The sequence below is a fragment of the Nocardia sp. NPDC050717 genome (genome assembly GCF_040654275.1).
In the GTDB taxonomy this organism is placed as follows: Bacteria; Actinomycetota; Actinomycetes; order Mycobacteriales; family Mycobacteriaceae; genus Nocardia.
Map to the genome: position 1 here is coordinate 218,454 of NZ_JBFAHR010000006.1, position 19,544 is coordinate 237,997.

General features: G+C 70.1%; 18 protein-coding genes. 10 read left to right on the forward strand and 8 right to left on the reverse strand.

The features are described 5' to 3' along the window. The first annotated feature begins 271 nt into the window (after positions 1 to 271). Complete coding sequence (locus tag AB0H56_RS15255) at positions 272 to 1,951, forward strand: cutinase family protein (RefSeq protein WP_357162625.1); 1,680 nt, start codon at positions 272 to 274, stop codon at positions 1,949 to 1,951. A gap of 52 nt (positions 1,952 to 2,003) precedes the next feature. Here the strand turns inward: AB0H56_RS15255 and AB0H56_RS15260 are convergent, their stop codons facing one another. Together AB0H56_RS15260 and AB0H56_RS15265 are read right to left on the reverse strand one after the other, a co-directional pair. Then, on the reverse strand, positions 2,004 to 2,885 hold the full coding sequence (locus AB0H56_RS15260; protein WP_357162628.1) for a DMT family transporter: 882 nt from the start codon (positions 2,883 to 2,885) through the stop codon (positions 2,004 to 2,006). Positions 2,886 to 3,022: 137 nt separating this feature from the next. After that, positions 3,023 to 4,201 (reverse strand): MFS transporter, encoded by a 1,179-nt coding sequence (locus tag AB0H56_RS15265; RefSeq protein WP_357162631.1) that lies wholly within the window; start codon positions 4,199 to 4,201, stop codon positions 3,023 to 3,025. 106 nt (positions 4,202 to 4,307) lie between these two features. Between AB0H56_RS15265 and AB0H56_RS15270 the strand changes: the two genes are divergently transcribed. From AB0H56_RS15270 to AB0H56_RS15290, 5 genes are all read left to right on the forward strand, one after another. Continuing rightward, positions 4,308 to 4,757, forward strand: a complete 450-nt coding sequence (locus AB0H56_RS15270; RefSeq protein ID WP_280346812.1) for a MarR family transcriptional regulator — start codon at positions 4,308 to 4,310, stop codon at positions 4,755 to 4,757. Positions 4,758 to 4,836: 79 nt separating this feature from the next. Beyond that, on the forward strand, positions 4,837 to 5,661 hold the full coding sequence (locus AB0H56_RS15275) for a hypothetical protein (protein WP_357162634.1): 825 nt from the start codon (positions 4,837 to 4,839) through the stop codon (positions 5,659 to 5,661). A 151-nt stretch (positions 5,662 to 5,812) separates the two neighbouring features. After that, positions 5,813 to 7,159: a wax ester/triacylglycerol synthase family O-acyltransferase gene (locus AB0H56_RS15280; protein WP_357162637.1), complete on the forward strand. Its 1,347-nt coding sequence runs from the start codon at positions 5,813 to 5,815 to the stop codon at positions 7,157 to 7,159. A 42-nt stretch (positions 7,160 to 7,201) separates the two neighbouring features. Next, positions 7,202 to 8,320 (forward strand): nitronate monooxygenase family protein, encoded by a 1,119-nt coding sequence (locus AB0H56_RS15285; RefSeq protein WP_357162640.1) that lies wholly within the window; start codon positions 7,202 to 7,204, stop codon positions 8,318 to 8,320. Between the two features lie 138 nt (positions 8,321 to 8,458). Continuing rightward, positions 8,459 to 9,856 (forward strand): threonine/serine exporter family protein, encoded by a 1,398-nt coding sequence (locus AB0H56_RS15290; RefSeq protein ID WP_357162643.1) that lies wholly within the window; start codon positions 8,459 to 8,461, stop codon positions 9,854 to 9,856. Positions 9,857 to 9,863: 7 nt separating this feature from the next. On the opposite strand, the gene AB0H56_RS15295 is transcribed toward AB0H56_RS15290, so the two are convergent. Beyond that, a complete protein-coding gene (locus AB0H56_RS15295) occupies positions 9,864 to 10,631 on the reverse strand; it encodes a GntR family transcriptional regulator (RefSeq protein ID WP_357162646.1) in 768 nt (255 codons plus the stop codon). A 289-nt stretch (positions 10,632 to 10,920) separates the two neighbouring features. Here AB0H56_RS15295 and AB0H56_RS15300 point away from each other — a divergent pair, with 289 nt between their 5' ends. Next, positions 10,921 to 11,739, forward strand: coding sequence for a hypothetical protein (locus AB0H56_RS15300; RefSeq protein WP_357162649.1), 819 nt, complete (start codon positions 10,921 to 10,923; stop codon positions 11,737 to 11,739). 8 nt (positions 11,740 to 11,747) lie between these two features. Here AB0H56_RS15300 and AB0H56_RS15305 read toward each other — a convergent pair whose 3' ends face one another. Next, positions 11,748 to 14,123 (reverse strand): lysylphosphatidylglycerol synthase transmembrane domain-containing protein, encoded by a 2,376-nt coding sequence (locus tag AB0H56_RS15305; protein WP_357162651.1) that lies wholly within the window; start codon positions 14,121 to 14,123, stop codon positions 11,748 to 11,750. A 161-nt stretch (positions 14,124 to 14,284) separates the two neighbouring features. On the opposite strand from AB0H56_RS15305, the gene AB0H56_RS15310 reads away from it, so the two are divergent. Next, positions 14,285 to 15,214, forward strand: a complete 930-nt coding sequence (locus AB0H56_RS15310; protein ID WP_357162654.1) for an NAD(P)-dependent oxidoreductase — start codon at positions 14,285 to 14,287, stop codon at positions 15,212 to 15,214. Between the two features lie 145 nt (positions 15,215 to 15,359). Here AB0H56_RS15310 and AB0H56_RS15315 read toward each other — a convergent pair whose 3' ends face one another. Then, positions 15,360 to 16,283, reverse strand: a complete 924-nt coding sequence (locus AB0H56_RS15315) for an MBL fold metallo-hydrolase (RefSeq protein ID WP_357162657.1) — start codon at positions 16,281 to 16,283, stop codon at positions 15,360 to 15,362. 157 nt (positions 16,284 to 16,440) lie between these two features. Between AB0H56_RS15315 and AB0H56_RS15320 the strand changes: the two genes are divergently transcribed. Then, on the forward strand, positions 16,441 to 16,830 hold the full coding sequence (locus AB0H56_RS15320) for a hypothetical protein (RefSeq protein ID WP_357162660.1): 390 nt from the start codon (positions 16,441 to 16,443) through the stop codon (positions 16,828 to 16,830). Continuing rightward, on the forward strand, positions 16,827 to 17,957 hold the full coding sequence (locus AB0H56_RS15325) for a cation:proton antiporter (RefSeq protein ID WP_357162663.1): 1,131 nt from the start codon (positions 16,827 to 16,829) through the stop codon (positions 17,955 to 17,957). Before AB0H56_RS15320 ends, AB0H56_RS15325 begins: the two co-directional genes overlap by 4 nt. Here AB0H56_RS15325 and AB0H56_RS15330 read toward each other — a convergent pair. From AB0H56_RS15330 to AB0H56_RS15340, 3 genes are all read right to left on the reverse strand, one after another. Next, complete coding sequence (locus tag AB0H56_RS15330) at positions 17,954 to 18,346, reverse strand: RNA-binding S4 domain-containing protein (protein WP_357162666.1); 393 nt, start codon at positions 18,344 to 18,346, stop codon at positions 17,954 to 17,956. The two genes, AB0H56_RS15325 and AB0H56_RS15330, sit on opposite strands and share 4 nt — an antisense overlap. 3 nt (positions 18,347 to 18,349) lie before the next feature. Then, positions 18,350 to 18,910, reverse strand: coding sequence for a C40 family peptidase (locus tag AB0H56_RS15335; RefSeq protein WP_110037859.1), 561 nt, complete (start codon positions 18,908 to 18,910; stop codon positions 18,350 to 18,352). 329 nt (positions 18,911 to 19,239) lie between these two features. After that, entirely contained in the window at positions 19,240 to 19,524 is a 285-nt protein-coding gene (locus AB0H56_RS15340; RefSeq protein ID WP_232995852.1) for a hypothetical protein, read from the reverse strand. Between the last annotated feature and the right edge of the window lie 20 nt (positions 19,525 to 19,544).

Consider the following 19,544-nt stretch of genomic DNA (forward strand, 5'->3'; position numbering starts at 1 on the left):
CGGAGATTCGATCGTCCCGAGGACCCGGAAAACGCGGCACAGCGATAGGCAATTCTATGGTCCCGCCGGTCGATCAGTCGATAGCCGACGGGCGAGCAATTACACGGCGACTCTGAGCCCGGCTCCCCCGCCGCCCGCCACCGCGGGGGCGTCCGGCCGGCGGTTCCTGTTCGCGCCAGTAACGATCTCGTGGGGTGCCGCGACAATCCCCGTGACAAACGGCCCGTCGGGGGGCCTGCCCACCTGTAGGTTTTCCGAACGGGATCAGACTATGAATCTGCGCGAGTTCCTTGCGAAACATCGCATCGCCTCGGCTGTCGCCGCGCCCGCCGCGCTGGGCGTCGCGGCCATCGTCGCCGCGTCGTTCGCGGTGACTTCGGGACCCGAGTCGCCGACGTACCAGCTCACGACCTCGGTCACCGAGTGCCGCGAGATGGTGACCATCTCCGTCGCAGGCCGCAACGACACACCCGTCGAAGGCACGACGGCGATGCTGCTCGACGCCAACGGCAACCCACTGCCCGCCGCGCTCTCGGGCGACCACTCCAGCGTGTGGGTCGATCCGGTGGTGAACGCGCCACGGGACGACCTCGCCGAGGGCGAATACGCGGCCGTGTACATCGCCTACCCGGCCGACATGTCGACCTACGAGGACGCGGTGAACGCCGGCGTCGCCAACACCCAGCGGGTGATGCGGGAGATCTCGGCGGCCTGCCCCGACACCAAGTTCTCCATCGTCGGCTACAGCGAGGGCGCCGATGTGGTGCGCCGCGTCGCCGAGGGCATCGGCAACGACGACCCGGCCGACGGCTACGCGACCGTCGACCCCGATGACGTGCTCGGCGTCGTGATGTTCGCCGACCCGGGCCGCAAGGCGGGCGACGGCCCGTTCATCGGCGCGGAGGACCCCTTCGCCAACCCCGACGGCTTCGACCAGAAGTACCAGAACGGCACGAAGCCGATCTCGGGTCAGGGCGCGACCACCGGCGGCGGTTTCGGCGCGCTCAACGGCAAGATCGCCTCGTTCTGCTCCGAGGGCGACCTCACCTGCGCGGCGCCGGAGAACATCTCCCTGCTGCAGCTGGCCGCGAACGTGGGCAGGCAGATCAACGTCGACGACCTGCAGCGCGACGGCCTCACCCCGGCCACCGGCCAGGACATGGCGTTCACCCTCGGCCGGATCGCGATGGCGGCCTTCGCCGACATCGCCGCCAACCCGAACTGGATGGCCAGCGACGAGACCTTCCTCGACGTGCTGCTGAAGGTCTCGGACCCGGACTACAAGCCGGGTGAGACCAAGGCGCCCGCCAAGGCCGACACCATCGCCGCCGAGCAGATCTCGCCGCTGGCGTACCTGCCGCAGAAGATCTTCAACGAGATCGTCGGGCTGATCGTGACGAACCAGAACACGATCCCGGTGGCGATGAGCGATCCGTACCAGCTCACCCTCGGCCCGAACGGCACCGGTCACCACTTCGACTACTGGCGTGATTCCGACGCAGCCAACGGCAAGCCGCTCACCTCGGCCGAGTACGCGGCGGCATGGCTGACCCACCTGGCCAAGCAGGCGCAGGCGGGCGAGCAGGTGAACACCAAGTCCGCGCCGGAGGACGCCGATGTGACCGCCGCGCTCGCGGCGCCGACCAAGCCCGCGACGACCACCACCGCGGCGGCGCCGAGCAGCACGACCGCCAAGTCGAGCACGACGACCAAGACCACGGAGCCGTCGACGACCGCGCAGACGAGCGCCGGCACGACCGCTCCGTCGACCACGGTCGCCCCGTCGACGACCACCCCGTCGACCACGACGCAGGCGCCGGTGGTGCAGGAGCCCGCGACGAACCAGGCCGGCGCGCCCGCCCCGACCACGACGACCCCGGCGCCCACCACCACGGTGGCGCCGACCACCACCGTCGCGCCGACGACCACCACGCCGGCTCCGACGAACTAGGCACCGACGCGAAAACCCCGGTGGGCCATCGCCCGCCGGGGTTTTCGCGTGTTCAGGCCCGGACGGGTTCCGCGTCGCGCACCCGCGCGGTGGCGCTGCGGGTGCCGATGATCGACCCGATGATGACGAGCGGGAAGCCGATCGCCATGCCGATCGTCAGCGGTTCGCCGAGCGCGGCGATGCCGAGGACGATCGCCACCGCCGGATTGATGTAGGTGACCACGGTGGCCCGCGCCGGGCCCACCTCGGCGATGAGCGCGAAGAACACGAGAAACGCGGCGGCCGTGCAGATCACGGCGAGCCCGAGCACCGACCAGGCCGCGTCGGCGGGGATGTGCTCGGGCCAGGACACCGCGGTGAACGGGGTGTAGACCAGGGCCGCGAGCAGCAGCGACGCCGTGACCACACCGAGCGCGGGCAGGTCGGCGAGGGTGCGGTCGTAGATGATCGGGCCGATGGCGTAGCCGATGGTCACCAGGGCCACCGCAGCCAGCGCCGCCGGGGCGGTGAGGTCGATGTCGAGGCCGACCAGGGCCGCGACACCGGCGAAGCCGACGGCGAGACCGAGCGTGCGGCGACCGTCGAAGCGGTCGTGGCCGAGCGTCGTCACCAGGACGACGGCGATCAACGGCACCGCGGCGAGCAGGATGCCGACGGTGGAGCTGTGCAGGGTCTGTTCGGCGTAGCCGAGCAGCACCCACGGGCCGATGATCTCGAGGGCGGTGTAGGCGAGCAGCATCCGCCAGCGGGCGAGGACGCCGCGGAAGGCGTTGGTGTACAGGGCGATCGGTAACAGGAGCAGGCCGCCGATCGCGGTGCGGCCGAACGCGACGACCACCGGGTCGATGCTCTCGACCGCGATGCGGATCATCGCGTACGGCACACCCCAGATCACTCCGAGGGCGAGGAACAGGACCCACCCGCGCCTACTCACCCGGCTCACCCACCATTTCCGATCCCGTGGCGAGCACGGCGCTCCCCAGTTCATCCTATGATTTCGGTGAGCAGGTCCCGGCGCTAGTGGCTGAAATGACAACTTTCACCAATATTCCGCCACTCGGCGCAGAGCTCCTAGACCGCAACAGGTTCCGGGACCACCGGCTTTGCCGCCCGCGCCGACCTGGTCGCCACGATCAGCACCACCAGCCCGGTCGCCGCGAACCCGACGCCGACCCACAGCGGCGAGACCCAGCCGAACCCGGCGCTGATCGCCAGACCCGAGAGCCATACACCGAGGAAGTTGCCGACATTGAAGGCGGCGATATTGGCGGAGGACGCGAGAGTCGGTGCGGCGCCCGCGTGATCGAGGACCCGCATCTGCAGACCCGGCGTGGCGCCGAAGCCGAAGAAGCCCATGGCGGGCAGCAACAGCAGCGCCGCGATCTTGCTGTCGGCCAGCAGCGCGAAGGCGGCGAGGGCGATCGCGAGCGCGAGGGTGAGTCCGAGCAGCGTGCGGGTCAGCGCGCGGTCGGCCCAGCGGCCGCCGAACAGGTTGCCCAGGAACAGGCCGACCCCGAACAGTACGAGCAGCCAGGGCACCAGTTCGTCCGCGAAGCCGGTGACGCGGGTGAGCAGCGGTTCGATGTACATGAAGGCACCGAACATGCCGCCGAACACCAGCACCGTCATGGCCAGCGAGTACCAGACCTGGGTGTTGCGGAACACCGACAGCTCGGCACGCAGGTCCGGACGGGTCGCGGTGGCCGGCGCATCGGGGACCAGCGCGGTGATGCCCGCCAGGGCGAGCAGACCGACGACCGTGATCACGGCGAAGGTCGCGCGCCAGCCCCACTGCTGGCCGACGAACGTGCCGAGTGGAACGCCCAGCACATTGGCGATCGTGAGCCCGCCGAACATGATCGAGATGGCCCCCGCCTTCTTCTCCGGCGCCACCAGGGTGGCGGCGAGCACGGCGCCGATGCCGAAGAAGGCGCCGTGCGCGAGCGCGGCCAGGACCCGGCCGCCGAGCAGGGCGGCGTAGCCGGGCGCGAGCGCCGAGGCCGCGTTGCCGACCGTGAACAGCACCATGAGCAGCTGCAGGGCGCGCTTGGGCTGCCAGCGGTTGACCACCGGCGTGAGCGCGAGGGCGCCGACGACGACGGCGAGCGCGTAGCCGGAGATGAGGTAGCCCGCGGTCGGCACCGAGACGCCGAGGTCGGCCGCGACCGGCGAGAGCAGCCCGGCGATGACGAACTCGGTGAGTCCGATGCCGAAGCCCCCGAGCGCGAGGGCGATGAGGCCGAGTGGCATGTGCACGCTTCCTTTCACCATGAGCCGATAACCAGCGTGTGCAACTAACTGCACGCGACGATAGTTGCACACGCGCTCTATTGCAACCGCCAGGTATGCTCGGCACATGGGTATTGCAGATGACGCCGTCGAGGTGCGCGCGACCGGCTGGCGCACCCTGGCCGCGCTGCACGGGCACATCGAGACCGCGCTCGAGCGTGAGCTGGTGCGCGCGCACGAACTCTCGGTCGTCGAATACACCGTGCTCGACGCGCTGGCCCGCCAGGACGGCTGGCACATGCGGATCTCCCAGCTCGCCCGCGCCGCCGCGTTGTCGGCGAGCGCGACAACACGATTGGTGAACCGGCTGGAGGATCGCGGCTTCCTCGTCCGGGTGCTGTGCGCCGACGATCGCCGCGGCATCTACACCGAGCTCACCGAAACCGGAAGAGCCGCTTACGAAAAGGCGCGCCCGACGCACGATCGGACCCTCGAACAGGCGCTCGCCGACGCCGAGGAGATCCCCGAACTGGCCCCGCTCGTCGGCTTTCTGCACGGCGTCCCGGCGCCGCGCTGAGCACGACACTCCGTGTGACATCCCCGGGCAACGCGCCGATCATGGTGACTGCGCGGTGCCTCGATGCAATGATCGGCGGGTGACTCAGTGGCTCCCCCTCCTCGGCTCGCTCCCCGTCGCCGCCGCAGTTCTCGCCGGCGTCATCGTCAACAACCGCACGCACCGCGAGGGCATCGCGGCCGCCGACGAGCGCGGCAGGCAGGCGCTGGACGCCGCGCAGCGCCACGTCGAGCTGTCGAACATGGTTGGCGACCAACGTGATCACGAGGCGTGGCGCCGGGAAGCGGTGCTCGCCGCGGTCGCCGCGATCCTGGAGACCTCGGCCTCGGTGCGCGCCGATCTGACCAGCTGCGGCGAGTGGGACCTGGTCACCGCGGAGGAGATCGACGGGGTCGGCGCGCAGATCCACAAGGTCATCTGGGACCGCCCGACCGCGATGCTGACCAGGCTGCGGGTCGTCGCGCACCGCCGCATCCCGAACAAGTGCGAAGACCTGCTGCGCACCCTCACCGCCGCCCAGCACATCACCATGCAGCGGCTCAAGCTGCACATCGACCCCGAGGCCACGGTCGAGGAACTCGAGGAGATGGCCTCGCTGTGGCAGAAGGCGATGCGGCACGCGGCCGAGCAGGAGCGGGCGCTGGTGGAGACGACCCGGGCCGAACTCGGCATCGACATCCCCACGAAAGGCACTGCGGTCCAGCCGGTCCCGGCCCCCGCGCCGCCGGTCGCCGAACCGCAAGTCGAGGCCGCGGCGGAGGAGCCCGCCGCCGAAGAGCCCGAACAGCCCGAGCAGGTCGAACAGCCCGAGGTGCCCGCGGCCGAGCAGACCGCGCAGCTGCGCCTCGCCGACGCGGCCGAGGACCCCGCCGACCCGCGTCAGGCCGAGCCTGCCAAGGTGTGAGCGCCGCGCGGGTGCCCCTGTTCACCTGACGCGAGGCGGGTGATCCGGGTAACTTGGAACTCGGCATGTGATGCGTCACCATGCCGACCCGACAGCGTGGTCGATCGTCTGAAGACATGCACGTACCACTCTCGTCAGGGGGCGATCTGTCATGGAGTTCATCGCACCGTTGGATGCGCTGTTCCTGCTCGCGGAATCCCGTGAGCACCCGATGCACGTCGGCTCGTTGCAGTTGTTCGAGCCGCCCGAGGACGCGGGGCCGAACTATCTGCGCGAGTTCCGCGACACCCTGCTCGCCGACCAGACCTGCAGGCCGACCTTCCGCAAGCGCCCGGCCACCTGGCTCGGCGCGCCGCAGCTGGCCTGGACCCAGGACGCCGAGGTCGACCTGGACTACCACGTCAAGCGCAGCGCACTGCCCGCGCCGGGCCGGATGGGGCAGCTGCTCGATCACGCCTCCACGCTGCACAGCGCCCTGCTCGACCGGCACCGCCCGCTGTGGGAGCTGCATTTCGTCGAGGGCCTGGCCGACGGCCGCTTCGCGCTGTATTCGAAGATGCACCACGCGCTGATCGACGGCGTCTCCGCGCAGCGGTTGCTGCGGCGCACGCTCACGACCGAACCGTCGAGCACGCCGATGCCGCCGTGGAACCTGCCGCGTAAGGAACGCGCGCGGGCACCGCGCACGGAACGCGGCGGTCTGCTCGGCGGGCTGGCCGCGGCGGGCTCGTCGACGGCGGCGCTGATGCGGGCCACTCGCACCGGCCTGCTACAGCAGCAGTTGACGCTGCCGTTCGAGGCGCCGCGCACGCTGTTCAACGTGCCGATCGGCGGCGCGCGGACCTGCGCGGTGCGCAGCTGGTCGATGGACCGGATCAAGCAGGTGAAGAAGGCGACGGGCACCACGGTCAACGATGTGGTGCTGGCGATGTCGGCGGGCGCGCTGCGCGGCTACCTGCTCGAGCGCGACGCGCTGCCGGACAAGCCGATGATCGCGCTGGTCCCGATGTCGCTGCGGGAGGCCGACGACACCGACACCCAGGGCGTGAAGATCGCCGCGCTGCTGTGCAATCTCGGCACCGACATCGCCGATCCGCTGGCGCGGTTGCAGACGGTGAGCGAGTCGACGCGGCGCAACAAGGAGGTCTACCGCTCACTGACGCCCGCGCAGACCCTGGCCGTGGCCGGGCTGATGCTGAGCCCGATGGCGGCGATGCTGCTGCCGGGCTTCGCGTCGATGGGCACGCCGCCGTTCAACATCGTCATCTCTAATGTGCCCGGCGCGCGGGAGCCGCTGTACTGGAACGGCTCGCGGCTGGACGCGAGCTACCCGCTGTCGATCCCCCTGGACGGGCAGGCCGTGAACATCACCCTCACCTCCAACGGCGACAACCTCGACTTCGGCCTGGTCGGCTGCCGCCGCACCCTGCCGGACCTGCATCGACTGCTCGATCACCTGGAGGATTCGCTGACGGCGATGGAGGACGCCGCCACCTGAAATTGCCCCTTTCCAGGAAACTAGAACGTGTTACAGTTCGGTATGCGTACCGATTTCTGCGAACAACTCGGCATCGAGTTCCCCATCTTCGCCTTCACCCATTGCCGCGATGTCGTCGCAGCGGTGAGCAACGCGGGCGGACTCGGCGTGCTCGGCGCCGTCGGCTTCACCGCCGAACAGCTCGAAGTGGAGCTGGCCTGGCTCGACGAGCACGTGAACGGCATCTATGGCGTCGACCTGGTGATCCCGTCGAAGTACGAGGGCAAGGGCGTCGAAGGCCTGAGCCCCGAACAGCTGGAAAAGCAGCTGGCGCAGATGGTTCCCCAGGGCCATCGCGACTTCGCTCAGCAGATCCTCACCGATCACAACGTGCCCGCGCTGCCCGACGGCGAGCACCACAACGAGCTGCTCGGCTGGACCGCGACCACCGCGGGCCCGCAGGTCGACGTGATCCTGAACCACCCGAAGGCCAAGCTGGTCGCCAACGCGCTCGGCACCCCGCCCGAGGACGTCGTCAAGAAGATCCAGGACTCCGGCCGGGTGATCGGCGCGCTCTGCGGTTCGGTCAAGCACGCGATGAACCACAAGGCGGCCGGACTCGACTTCGTGGTGTGCCAGGGCACCGAGGGCGGCGGGCACTGCGGCGAGGTGTCCTCGCTGGTGCTGTGGCCGCAGGTCATCGAGGCGATCGGGGACACCCCGGTGCTCGCGGCAGGCGGCATCGGCAACGGCGCGCAGGTCGCCTCCGCGCTGGCCATGGGCGCCCAGGGCGCGTGGACCGGTTCGCTCTGGCTGACCGTCGAGGAGGCCAACGTGCCGCCCGCGCAGATGGACACCTACCTCGAGGCCACCAGCCACGACACCGTCCGCTCGCGGTCCTGGACCGGCAAGCCGTGCCGCATGCTGAAGAACGACTGGACCGACGCCTGGGAGTCGACCGACACCCCCGACCCGCTGCCGATGCCGCTGCAGATGATGGTCGCCCTCGACGGCGTCAAGCGTGGCCACCGCTACCCCGAGGCCGCCAAGGACGTGAACTTCAATCCGGTCGGCCAGGTGGTCGGCATGATGAACAAGATCGAGCGCAGTGCCGACGTCGTCAACCGGCTGGTCGAGGAGTACGTCACCGCCTGCGATCGGCTGAGCAAGCTCAACAGCTGACGCGATCGGGTGCCGGCCGGTAACCACCGGCCGCACCCGGCATCGGGCGCGAACCCGCCACACCTGCCCTACACTCGCGGTATCTCACCCGGATGCCGGGTGGAGCTTCATTGCCCCACGGTTGCGGACGGCGGTGACATGGCTGCGGATCGGATGAGCAGTGCCTGGGCGGCGACGAGCCGCCGGGTGGCCGCGGCCATCGCCAAGGCCCGCGCCGAGTACGCGGCCGCGCCGCCGCCGCGCCCGGTGGACCCGCCGGTACCCGCCGATCTGCTGAACCTGCTGTGCCGCATCGGCGTCGCGCTGGTCGGCGCGAGCGAAACCTCGGCGCGGGTGCAGGAGATCCTGGACCGGCTGTCCCGGCGCTACGGCACCGACAACATCCACTTCATGGTGCTGCCGACCGCGGTGTTCGTCCGCACCCGCACCGAGGACGGCCCGACCGTCGACATGCTCGACACCACCGTCGACACGCTGCCGCTGGACCAGATCGCCGGGCTCTACCGCCTCATCGACAAGATCGACAGGGACGCCCCGCCGCCGGCGCAGGCGTCGAAGGAGCTCGACGCGATCCTGTCGGCGAAACCCGGCAGCCCGCCGTGGCTGATCCTGCTCGGGCAAGTGGTGCTGACCGTCGGCCTCGGGATGATGCTGAACCCGGGAGCGCGGGCCCTGGTCGGATACGTGGTGCTCGGGCTGGTCGTCGGCACGCTCACCCAGCTCGCCGCGAAGATCCGGCTGGTCTCGCTGGCCCTGCCGGTGGTGGCCGCGGCGGTGGTCGCGGTGCTGGCCTTCGGTTTTCCCGGCACGCTCGCGGGCGGTCAGCCCAACCAGCTGCTGATTCCGGCCATCGCCACCCTGCTGCCGGGAGCGATGCTCACCAACGGCACCATCGAGCTGGCGAACGGCTCGCTGGTCGCCGGGGCCAGCCGGGTGGTCTACGGGATCAACATGCTGTTCCTGCTCGCGTTCGGCCTCTACGTGGGGATCAGCCTGCTCGGGCCGCTCAGCGACGCGCCGGTGAGCAGCGCGCAACTGGGCTGGTGGGCGCCGCTGGTCGGTGTGCTGCTGATCGGGTACGGCCATTCCTGGCGCTCCAGCGCGCCGCAGAACTCGGTGGGCTGGCTGCTGCTGGTCCTCTACGTCACCTACGCGGCGCAGTTCCTCGGCAAGACGATCTCGGGCCCGCTGACCGGCACGTTCCTCGGTGGGCTCGTCGCGGTGCCCGCCGCCTACCTGATCCAGAGCCGCACCAACGCCCCGCCGCGCCAGGTGGCGTTCCTGCCCGCGTTCTGGATGCTGGTGCCCGGCGGCATCAGCCTCACCGGGGTCTCCGAAATGGTCCTGCACACCACCGGCACCACGGCCGCGAGCGGGCTGGAAGTGGTGGTGTCGGCGCTGCTTTCGGTGATGTCGATCGCGCTGGGCGTGATGGTCGGCTCCGGGCTCTCCTCCACCCGGCCACTACCGGTGAGCACCCTCATCGGCTCGATGCTGCCGCACGGACATCACCACAAGCCCGACCCAGACAGCTGAGCGCCGCTCAGGCGGTCGCGGCCGTGGTTTCGGCGGGCTCGACGCCGACGAGTTCGTCGAAGCGGGCGATGACCTTCTCGTGGTACAGCGCGAACAGGTCCTCGAACAGAGCGAGCTGAGCCTCCGTCGGCGCCGAGCCCGCGTCCCACACCGCGAGCAGCGCGCGCCAGACGAGCACGTGCAGATCGGGGGCCACCGCGAAGTAGGCGGCCACCGCCTCCGGCACCTCGACGACCATGTCGGCCACCGAATTCAGCACGGCGCGTTGCATGCTCATCCCCAGCACGCCGAGCAGCCTGCGCACGAGGGCGATCTCGGCCTCGATGATGCGCACGTGATCGGGCACGGTCTGGCGCGCCAGCGCCTCCAGCTCGTCGACGGCGGCGGCCAGCCCGGCCGGGTCGAGCACCTTCTCCGCCTCGGTGTAGCCGAGCAGCGCCTCGAGCACGATGCCGCGCTCCACCTCGACGATGTCGGTGAACATCTCGGCCGCGACGGCAGGCGCGGTGACGGAGAACCGGAACAGATGCCGGTAGGCGTCCATGCCGCCCTCTTCCCTGACATCGCGGATCGTGAAGCCCTTGCCGCGGCGCGCCTCGACGAAACCGTAGGACTCGAGCCTGCCGAGGGTGAGTTGCGCGGTGGCCCGGTTCATCCCGAACTCGTCGGCGACCTGGCGGACCGATGGCATGAGTTCGCCGGGCCGGTATTCACCGGTGGCCACCCGGCGCGCCAACTCGTCGGCGACGTCGGCGACCACCGTCCGGGATCCCATCGAAACAACACCTCTCGGTCATCATCCGGTCACGTCCCAGACAGTTTATGCGCTGAAACGACACCCTGCACGCAGCTGACCGCGCTGTGGGATGGTTCACGTCGAGCCCCCGATCACCCCGAGGAACCAACCGACCAGCCCCTCGGCAACCACACGGCAACAACACCGCCAACCGTGAATCGACGGCAAACTTCCCACACCAACACCCAGCGTGGATCAGACACCCTTGTGCGCCACCATGATTGAATGCGAACGGCAACTGGACAGCTATACAACTCCTGGAGGTTCTGTGCAGACCATTCGGTTCGCGGCCGGTTCTGTCGCCGCGCTCGCGGTGCTCGTCGGTGTGTCCGGTTGCGGGGACGACAAGAAGGAGGACCACTCCGCGCATGCGACCAGCACCGGCAACCCTGCCGCGACGACGACCAGGGCGAACCTCACGGGGACCGCTCCCCTGCCCTCGCCGAGTCCGACCCATCCGCCCGCGCCTGAGCCGCCGCCGCTCGCTGATGTGAACTGTGGGCCGGTCACCGGTGGCAACGGTGGCACCGCCGATGTGATCGCGTTCGTCTCCGCGGCGGGTCGGCCGGGCTGCACCGAGGCGTTCACCGTGGTCGCCGACTATCTGGGCACGCCGCGCGACGGCCAGGCGGTACCCGTCGACGGCTGGACTTGCGAGGCGCAGCCCGACACCACGGTTCCGCACGTGTGTTTCAAGGACGGCCTGACCATCGGCCTGCGGGGCGACGCGGCGCCCGCCACTCCGCGACCACCGGTGACGACCCCGATCCGCACCGTCGACCCGACCAAGCCGCCGGTCACCACCACCAGCGACGTGCCGCCCGTGCCGCCGCCGTACCCGGAGGACGTCAACTGCGGACCGGTCACCGACGCGGGCGGCGGTTCACGGACCGTCATCGCGGTCGGCAACGCGGCGGGACGGCCGGGCTGCACCGAGGCGATCACGGTGGCGACCACCTACGTCACCACGATCAGCCCCTCGGACGCGATGACCGTCGACGGGTGGCAGTGCCACGCGCAGCAGTCGGCCGCGACGCCGTCGGTCTGTGAGAAGGACGGGCTGCTGATCGCGTTGCGCGCCGGCTGATCCCGGCCTCAGATCATGTTCTTCTCGCCCATCCAGCGCATCACCGGCCAGCCGAGCAGGACCGGAATCCAGCAGGTCAGCACGCGATAGAGCAGGACGGCGGGCACCGCGATCTCGGCGGGAACGCCGAAGGCGGCGAGACCACCGATCAGGGCCGCCTCGACCGCGCCGACGCCACCGGGTGTCGGCGCGGCCGAGGCCAGCGTGCCGCCGATCATGGTGACGATGGTGACGGCGACGAAATCCGTTCCGCCGCCGAACGCTTCGACGCTCACCCACAGCGTCAGCGCCTGGCCGAGGGTGATGGCGCCGCAGCCGCCGATGATCATCGAGAACCGGACCGGGTCGCGCACCAGGCCCGCCAGTTCGCCGAGCACCTCGCGCAACTGCGGCCGCACCGAATGATTCACCCACTTGCGCAGTTTCGGCACGAACATGAACGCGCCGATCAGCCCGACACCGACGCCGCCCGCCAGATAGAGCACGGTCGCGTCCGGCACGATGTGCGCGAGATTGGTGGAGGTGCCTGCCACCACGCTGAAGATCACCAGCAGCACCAGGTGGGTGATCACCTGCGAGGACTGCTGCAGCGCCACCGCCGCGGTCGCGCCGATCGTCGTCATCCCGCCCGCCTGGGTCAGGAAGCGCACGCTCAGCGCGAGTCCGCCCACCCCGGCCGGCGTGGTGGTCGCGACGAAGGTGTTGGCCAGCTGTTCCAGGAACAGATCGCGGAACCGCACCACCCAGCCCGCGCACGCCCCGAGCGCGGCGGCGGCGCCGACGTAGGTGATCGCCGAGATCACCAGTCCGAGCAATGCCCACCACCAGTTCAGCGTGCGCAGCTGACTGAAGAAGGTGGGCACCTGGCTGAAGAACGGGTAGGCCACATACACCAGCGCGAACAGCAGTACCAGCTGGATGATCTGGTTGCGGGTGAACCGGGTGAGCTGGGCGGCCTGGATGCGGTCGTGCCCGGTCTGCTCGCGGATCTCCTCGCGGGCGGTGGCCACCACCTTGGTCCACTGCGGCACGGTCTTGCGGATGCCGTTCGGCATGGCGGATTTGGTGAGGCGCCGCGCCGCGGTGACGACGGCGGTCTCGCCGAGCGCGTCGATCGCCGCCGAGACGGCCTCGTGCTTGCCGTACAGCGAGGTCGTGGTGACGAGCAACTGGGCGATGTCGGTCTGGCGTTGCGCGTCGGTGGCGCCGAACTCGGCGGCCGCGAAACCGCCGAACAGCGTGTCGCCCTGGCAGACTCGCAGGTAGCCGGGCTGCAGGTCGCCGAGGCTGATCTGGTTCTCGTGCAGCCGCAGCAGCGACCGCCACACCCCGGGCAGCACCTGCGCCGACAGCGTCTTGATCGGGGTGCCGCGGGGCAGGGTGTGCGCGTAGAGGGTCCAGCCGCGATCCAGGCTCGCCACCGCGATCTGGTGCGAGTCGGCCATGCCGAGGTCGCCGATCGCGATGCCGAGCAGCGCGCGGTGTTCGACGGCCCGGTGCATCGAGCCGTGCAGCGGCGCGGTTTCGCTGGAGCGGAAGGTGATCCAGCGCCACACCTGCTTGATCGCGCCGAAGCTGCGCTGGTTCTTGCCGTACATCTCGACGATCAATTCGGCTTCGGGCCCGTCGACCTCGGTCGCCAGCAGCAGCGGGCCACGGCCGGCGGGCCGGTCGACCCGGAAGGTCTTGACGGTGTAGCCGCGCCGGGCCAGCACCCGTACGGCCGCGTCCAGCGGCACCTCGAGCGCGGGCGTGCCGACGAGCCAGACGATCACCGCGCCGACCAGCCAGCCGACCACCAGCCCGAGCATGGCCCGCGCCGGAACCACCGAGCTCACCACCAGGTGGATCGGCGCGAACATCAACAGCAGGAACCACATCCAGCGCCGCGGCCGCACCGGCAGCCACGGGCTCGACACCGTGAGCATGGCCGCCAGCATCGCGATCCAGCGCGGATCGTCGAGGAACTGCGACAGGAAGGAGTCGAACCGGTCCGGCACCGGCATGTGCCATTTCGGTGTCGAGATGCCGGAGCCGGTGATCGAGAGTGCCAGCACCGCGAGCAGCCCGGCCGCCGCGTACCCGGCGAGCAGTTTCCACTGCCTGCGCAGCACCAGCTCGATCAGGATCGCGAACGGCAGTGCCAGGATCAGCATTCCGTAGATCAGGTACACCAGGTTCGACTGGTCCGGGCTGAGGAAGCCGATGATCTCGGACACCGACTGCTCCAGCGCCAGCCACTCCGGCCGGGTGATCAGCGAACCCGCGACCACCACCCCGACGCCGATCGCCGCCAGCACCACCCGGACGATGTCGCTGGTACGCCGGATCAGCGGCTGCAGGAGACTTCCCGTGACCGGAATCTCCCGACCGTCGACTCGCATGAGCCGCACGATACACACCGATACGCCGCCGAACCGCCGTGACATCGGACAACGGCGAGACCGTGTCGGACCTGGTGAAGCCGGTCACAGGCCGTCACATCGGCGTGGCCGCGCACGTCCAGGAAGCAGGGAAACACCCCACCTCGCCGAAAGGAACTCTCATGCAGGTTCTGCTCGCCGGCGCCACCGGCGCCATCGGTCGCCCCCTGATCCGCGCGCTGACCGCCAACGGTCACCACGTGTCGGCCCTCGTCCGCAGGCCGGAATCGCATCCCCTGGTCCGCGAACTCGGCGCCGAACCGATCACCGCCGACGTGCTCGATCGCGACGGGCTGCTGCGCGCGCTCGACGGTGTCGCGGCCGACGCGGTCGTCCACGAGGCGACCGCGCTGCGCGACGCCAAGGTGCAGCGCCGGATCCCCGCCGACGATCCGACCGGGCTGCTGCGCACCGTCGGTACGGCCAATCTGCTCGCCGCGGCCGACGCGGTCGGCGCGCGCCGCTTCATCGCCCAATCGCTGGTCCTCGGTTACGGCTACCACGACCACGGCGCGCGGCCGGTGACCGAACGCGACGAGTTCGGCGTCTGCAACGGCGGCGTGGCCGACGAGGTGGTGCGCGCCTGCGTCGCCGGGGAACAGCAGGTGTTCGAGGCGCCGGGCGTCGACGGAATCGCGTTGCGGTACGGGCTGTTCTACGGGCCCAGCGCGTTCAGCGACCTGTTCGCCGACATGATGCGCAAGCACGCCCCGGTCGGCCCGCTCGGCTCCGGCGGGGTGAACACGTGGATCCACGTGGAGGACGCGGCCGCCGCGACGGTCGCCGCGCTCGATCGCGGAGTCGCCGGGCGCGCCTACAACATCGCCGACGACAACCCGATCACCTGGCGCGAGTTCTTCGCCGAGGTGCACCGGCGCCTCGACACGCCACGTCCGATCAAGCTGCCCGCGTGGATGATCCGGCTCGCCGTGCCCTACATCGGGGCGCTCATGTCCGAGACGTCGATGCGGATCTCGAGCGAGCTGGCGCACGAGGAGCTGGGCTGGCGGCCGCGCTACGCGAGCGTGTCGGCGGGGCTCGCCGCGCACTGAGCTCGACGCGGCGGTGACGCCTGGCGTCGGTCAGTGCGGCGCACCGTGGAACGCGGCAGGTCAATACCGAGGCGGTGCCGCGGGCCGTGACCGTCGATGTGGTGCGCGGGCGATGACGGTCAGTGCGGAGCGCGGGCGACGACGGTCAGCGGGGCGCGCGGGCGGTGACGGCGGCGCGGTCGTGGCCGGGGATGAGTTCGATGTCGGCGGGCAGGGCGTGCAGGCGGTGGACCACCTCGAAGGCGGCGTCGCGGTCGGTGTCGACGAGCTGGCCCGGCAGCGGCGCCTTCTCCCGCAGCAGTTCCACCTGGAGCCTGCTCCACACCGCGTCGCCGACCAGCAGCACGCGCGTTCCGTCATCGACGGCGAGCAGCACGCCGACGCTGCCGGGCGTGTGTCCGGCCAGGTCGACCAGCACGACCGAGCCGTCGCCGAACAGGTCGTGGCTGCGGGCGAAGGTGAGCACCGGCGGACCGTCGAGTTCGTAGAGGTCGAAGACCCGGCCGCGCAGGGGGCCGCGGGCGACACCCATCGGCGCGTGCGAGCCGCCCATCGCCCACCGGTATTCGATGCCGGGCACCCGGATCGGCACCCATCCCGGCAGTTCGTACAGGCCCGACACGTGGTCCCAGTGCAGGTGGGTCGGCAGGACGAAGTCGATGTCGGCGCCGGTCAGGTCGTGCGCGGCGAGCAGCTCGCTCAGCCCGTGCACCGGCCCGTCCGGCGCGACGAACACCGGGACCGGGAACGGCAGCTCGGGCAGCACCCGATCGTGCACGCCCGTGCAGACCGCGGCGTCGACGAGGAAGGTGGCCGACGGGTGGCGCACCAGGAAGCTCGACATGGTCAGCGGCGTGCTGCGCAGCGTCCGCACGCCCTCGGCGACGAGTGCCGTCGGCGCGGACAGTTCGGCCTGCATGAGCGCGACCAGTTCGACGGTCGCGCCCGCCGTCGGCGCGGGTGCGGGCTCCAGCCCGGCCAGGAACGCGGTATCGGCCGGGCGCGGCCGCAGCAGGCGCGGGACCGCCGCGGCGGTGGCGACACAGCAGGCGAGAAGCGTCGATAACATCGGCCCGCACTCACCCATGTCTGCCACCGTAGGCGATCCGCGCCCACGGCGACCACCGTGATTCTCCGGCCCGGCCCGCGCATACCGATCGCGCAAACAATCGACAACATCCAGCGACCGGCCCGCTAACGCCACGCGCACGGCGGATGATGAGCCGATGGCAGAGCAAATCATCCAGGTGCAGTGGAAGAACACGCCGGAGGAACACGACTATCCGGCCGCCGCCGACTACCTCGATCTGCTCGGCGACGCGCAGGTCGTCGACGCGATCGTGGCCCAGCTCCGCAGCGCGCCGGTGGTCGTGAAGAAGGCGAAGGACATCCTGCGCGCCTCACAACTGGCCGCGCTCACCCCCGACAACCCGCATGTGCGCAAGGACCTGCTCAAGATCAACGAGGGCAAGAAGCTCTCCCCGATCCTGCTCGTGCGCGGTGACTGCCGCCGGAACGTGCCGATGCTGATCGCCGACGGCTACCACCGGGTGTGCGCGCTGTACTTCGCCGACGAGAACGCCGAGATCCCGGCCAAGATCGCCACGATGCCGTGACCTTCACGACCCTGGCGCTGGTGGTCGCGCTCGGGCTGCTCGGTCCGCTGCTGGCCCTGCCGAAACGGTGGCATCTGCCGGTCATCCTCGGCGAGCTGCTGGCCGGAATCGTCTTCGGCACCACGGGTTTCGGGATCCTCGATGCCGAGGACCCGATCTTCGTCTTCCTCGCCGACATGGGTTTCGCGCTGGTGATGTTCGCCGCGGGCACCCACGTGCCGGTCCGCGATCCGGCGGTGCGTGGCGCGCTCGGCGCCGGCGTGGTGCGGGCCGCGCTGGTCGGCGTTGTCGCCGCGGTCGCGGGCTGGGCGGTGGCGCAGGCGTTCGGCACCGGGCACGCGGCGATCTACGCGGTGCTGCTCGCCTCGTCCTCGGCGGCGATGGCCTTGCCGATCATCGATTCGCTTGGCCTGAGCGGACCACCCGTGCTCGCGCTGACGGCCCAGGTCGCCATCGCCGACACGGCCTGCATCGTGGCGCTGCCGCTGGTCATCGACCCGGGCAACGCGCTGCGGGCGGCGGTCGGCGCACTGGTGATCGCGGTCTGCGCCGGGGTGATGTTCCTGATCCTGCGGTATCTGCGGGAGACCGGCGCGCAGCGTCAGGTGCACGAGGTGTCGGAGGAACGGAAGTTCACCCTCGAGCTGCGGGTGAGCCTGGTGCTGGTGTTCGCGCTGTGCGGAGTGGCGAGCGCGCTGCACGTCTCGATCATGCTCGGTGGATTCGCGGCCGGGCTGGCGGTGGCCGGGGTGGGCGAACCGCGGCGGGTGGCCAAGCAGGTGTTCGCCATCAGTGACGGGCTGCTGGCGCCGCTGTTCTTCGTCTGGCTCGGCGCCCGCCTCGATCTGCGTGAACTCGGCGAGCATCCGCGGCTGATCCTGCTCGGGCTCGCACTCGGCTTCGGCGCCGTCGCGGTGCACTGCGCGGCGCGGGTGCTCGGACAGCCGGTGGCGTACGGCGCGCTGGCGGCGGCACAGATCGGGGTGCCGGTCGCGGCGGTGACGGTGGGTAGTCAGCTGGGCGTCCTGGTGCCCGGCGAGGGTTCGGCGATCATGCTGGCCACGCTGTGCACGATCGCTGTCGCGACGGCGGCGGCGAGCAGGCTCGCGGCGCGGACGACGACCTAGTCGGCGCGGCCCATCAGCCGATCCGTTTCGCGCCGTTCACGTTTGGTCGGCCTGCCCGCACCACGATCACGTTGCGGAATGGAGGCCAGGACTTCCTTCGGCGGCGGGGGCGGGCTGCGGTCGATCAGGCACTGCGCGGCGATCGGTGGTCCGACGCGCTTGTGGATGATCCGCTCGACGACGACGATGCGTTCGATGCCCGCGTGCCGGATCCTGACCTCGTCACCGAGTTTCAGCTGGTGCGCCGGTTTCACGGTGACACCGTTGACACGCACGTGCCCGCCGCGACAGGCTTCCGCCGCGGCCGAGCGCGTTTTGAACAACCGCACCGCCCAGATCCACGAATCGACGCGGGCCTGGGTGAGGGAACGTTGTTCGGCGGGGCTCACCCCTTAGACGATACGGCGAGCCGTCACGACGTCGTCGGCGCTGAGCTGGGTGTAGGACACCGGGGTGCCCGACTGCACAGCGTTGAGCAGCTGACCGTTGCCCGCGTAGATGCCGACGTGGCCGCCGCCGTTGGTGATGACGATGTCACCGGCCTGCAGGTTGTCGAACGAGACCGGCGCGCCGACGTGCGACTGCTCGAAGCTGGTGCGCGGCAGTTCGATGCCGGCCTGACGGTAGGCCCACTGCACGAGGCCGGAGCAGTCGAAGCTCGAGGGGCCTGCGGCACCCCAGCTGTAGACGGCGCCGAGCTTGGTCCGCGCGGCGTCCAGGGCGATGTTGCCCGCGGACTGCTGCTGCTGGAACGGGTTGTCGAAGTTCACGCTGGGCAGCTGCGGAGCAGCCTGGCCCTGCGGAGCGACCATGGCCTGGAGCTGCTTCTCCACCTGCTGCGCCGGCTGCTCGAGCTCGGGCGGCAGATCGAAGTTACCGAGGCCGGGAATGTTGATCGTGGCAGCCTGCGAAATCGCGGGCATCGCACCGGTCGTGGCGGCCACCGCACCCATGACGAGTGCACCCTTGACGGAATTCGGCAGTCGAGAATCCCGCTGCAAGCTGTGTTTACCCACCGAGACGAGTCTCCGATCTTGCTACTCCACCACCGGTGTCGGGATCGCTTGGCGACTACGACGATTCGGCGGTGACTCAATGGCGCCGCTCCTCTGACGAAGCGACAGACTCCACTAAGTCACGAGAAGATTACGGCCTGTGATGCATGGTGTCCAGCCAACCGCGCAAGTCTTTTTCCCGCGTCGGCGAAAGCCCTGAACACGGGCGCGCGCCCGGCGTGTCGGCGCGCGTAACGACTACATCTCCCGCGCCACCCCGTGCGTTATCAATGGCGGTTGTTGCGCGGCTGGACCGCCTGCTCCAGCTCGGCGATGCGGGTGCGCGCGTCGGCCAGATCGACCTCTAGCCTGCCGAGCGCCATGACCAGCGGTCCGAGCGCGACGGCGGCGATCGCCTCCGGGTCGTCGTAACCGGAGGCGATGAGGGCCAGCACGTCCCGGCGGATCGTGTCGGCCAGATACGCGTTCTCCGGCAGCGCCCAGCCCGCCACGATCTGGGCGAAGGAAGGGGGCGTCGCGTCGTGACCGCCGTTGCGGGATTCGTCGAACATGCCGCTCCGTTCTCGTTCCA

Coding starts and splice junctions, on each gene's coding strand:
- AB0H56_RS15310 (WP_357162654.1), top strand. CDS start 14,285: ATGCAGGTTCTGCTCGCCGGCGCCACCGGCGCCATCGGTCGCCCCCTG.
- AB0H56_RS15285 (WP_357162640.1), top strand. CDS start 7,202: ATGCGTACCGATTTCTGCGAACAACTCGGCATCGAGTTCCCCATCTTC.
- AB0H56_RS15265 (WP_357162631.1), bottom strand. CDS start 4,201: ATGCCACTCGGCCTCATCGCCCTCGCGCTCGGGGGCTTCGGCATCGGA.
- AB0H56_RS15295 (WP_357162646.1), bottom strand. CDS start 10,631: ATGGGATCCCGGACGGTGGTCGCCGACGTCGCCGACGAGTTGGCGCGC.
- AB0H56_RS15255 (WP_357162625.1), top strand. CDS start 272: ATGAATCTGCGCGAGTTCCTTGCGAAACATCGCATCGCCTCGGCTGTC.
- AB0H56_RS15320 (WP_357162660.1), top strand. CDS start 16,441: ATGGCAGAGCAAATCATCCAGGTGCAGTGGAAGAACACGCCGGAGGAA.
- AB0H56_RS15335 (WP_110037859.1), bottom strand. CDS start 18,910: ATGGGTGCGGTGGCCGCCACGACCGGTGCGATGCCCGCGATTTCGCAG.
- AB0H56_RS15340 (WP_232995852.1), bottom strand. CDS start 19,524: ATGTTCGACGAATCCCGCAACGGCGGTCACGACGCGACGCCCCCTTCC.
- AB0H56_RS15290 (WP_357162643.1), top strand. CDS start 8,459: ATGGCTGCGGATCGGATGAGCAGTGCCTGGGCGGCGACGAGCCGCCGG.
- AB0H56_RS15315 (WP_357162657.1), bottom strand. CDS start 16,283: ATGTTATCGACGCTTCTCGCCTGCTGTGTCGCCACCGCCGCGGCGGTC.
- AB0H56_RS15270 (WP_280346812.1), top strand. CDS start 4,308: ATGGGTATTGCAGATGACGCCGTCGAGGTGCGCGCGACCGGCTGGCGC.
- AB0H56_RS15305 (WP_357162651.1), bottom strand. CDS start 14,123: ATGCGAGTCGACGGTCGGGAGATTCCGGTCACGGGAAGTCTCCTGCAG.
- AB0H56_RS15280 (WP_357162637.1), top strand. CDS start 5,813: ATGGAGTTCATCGCACCGTTGGATGCGCTGTTCCTGCTCGCGGAATCC.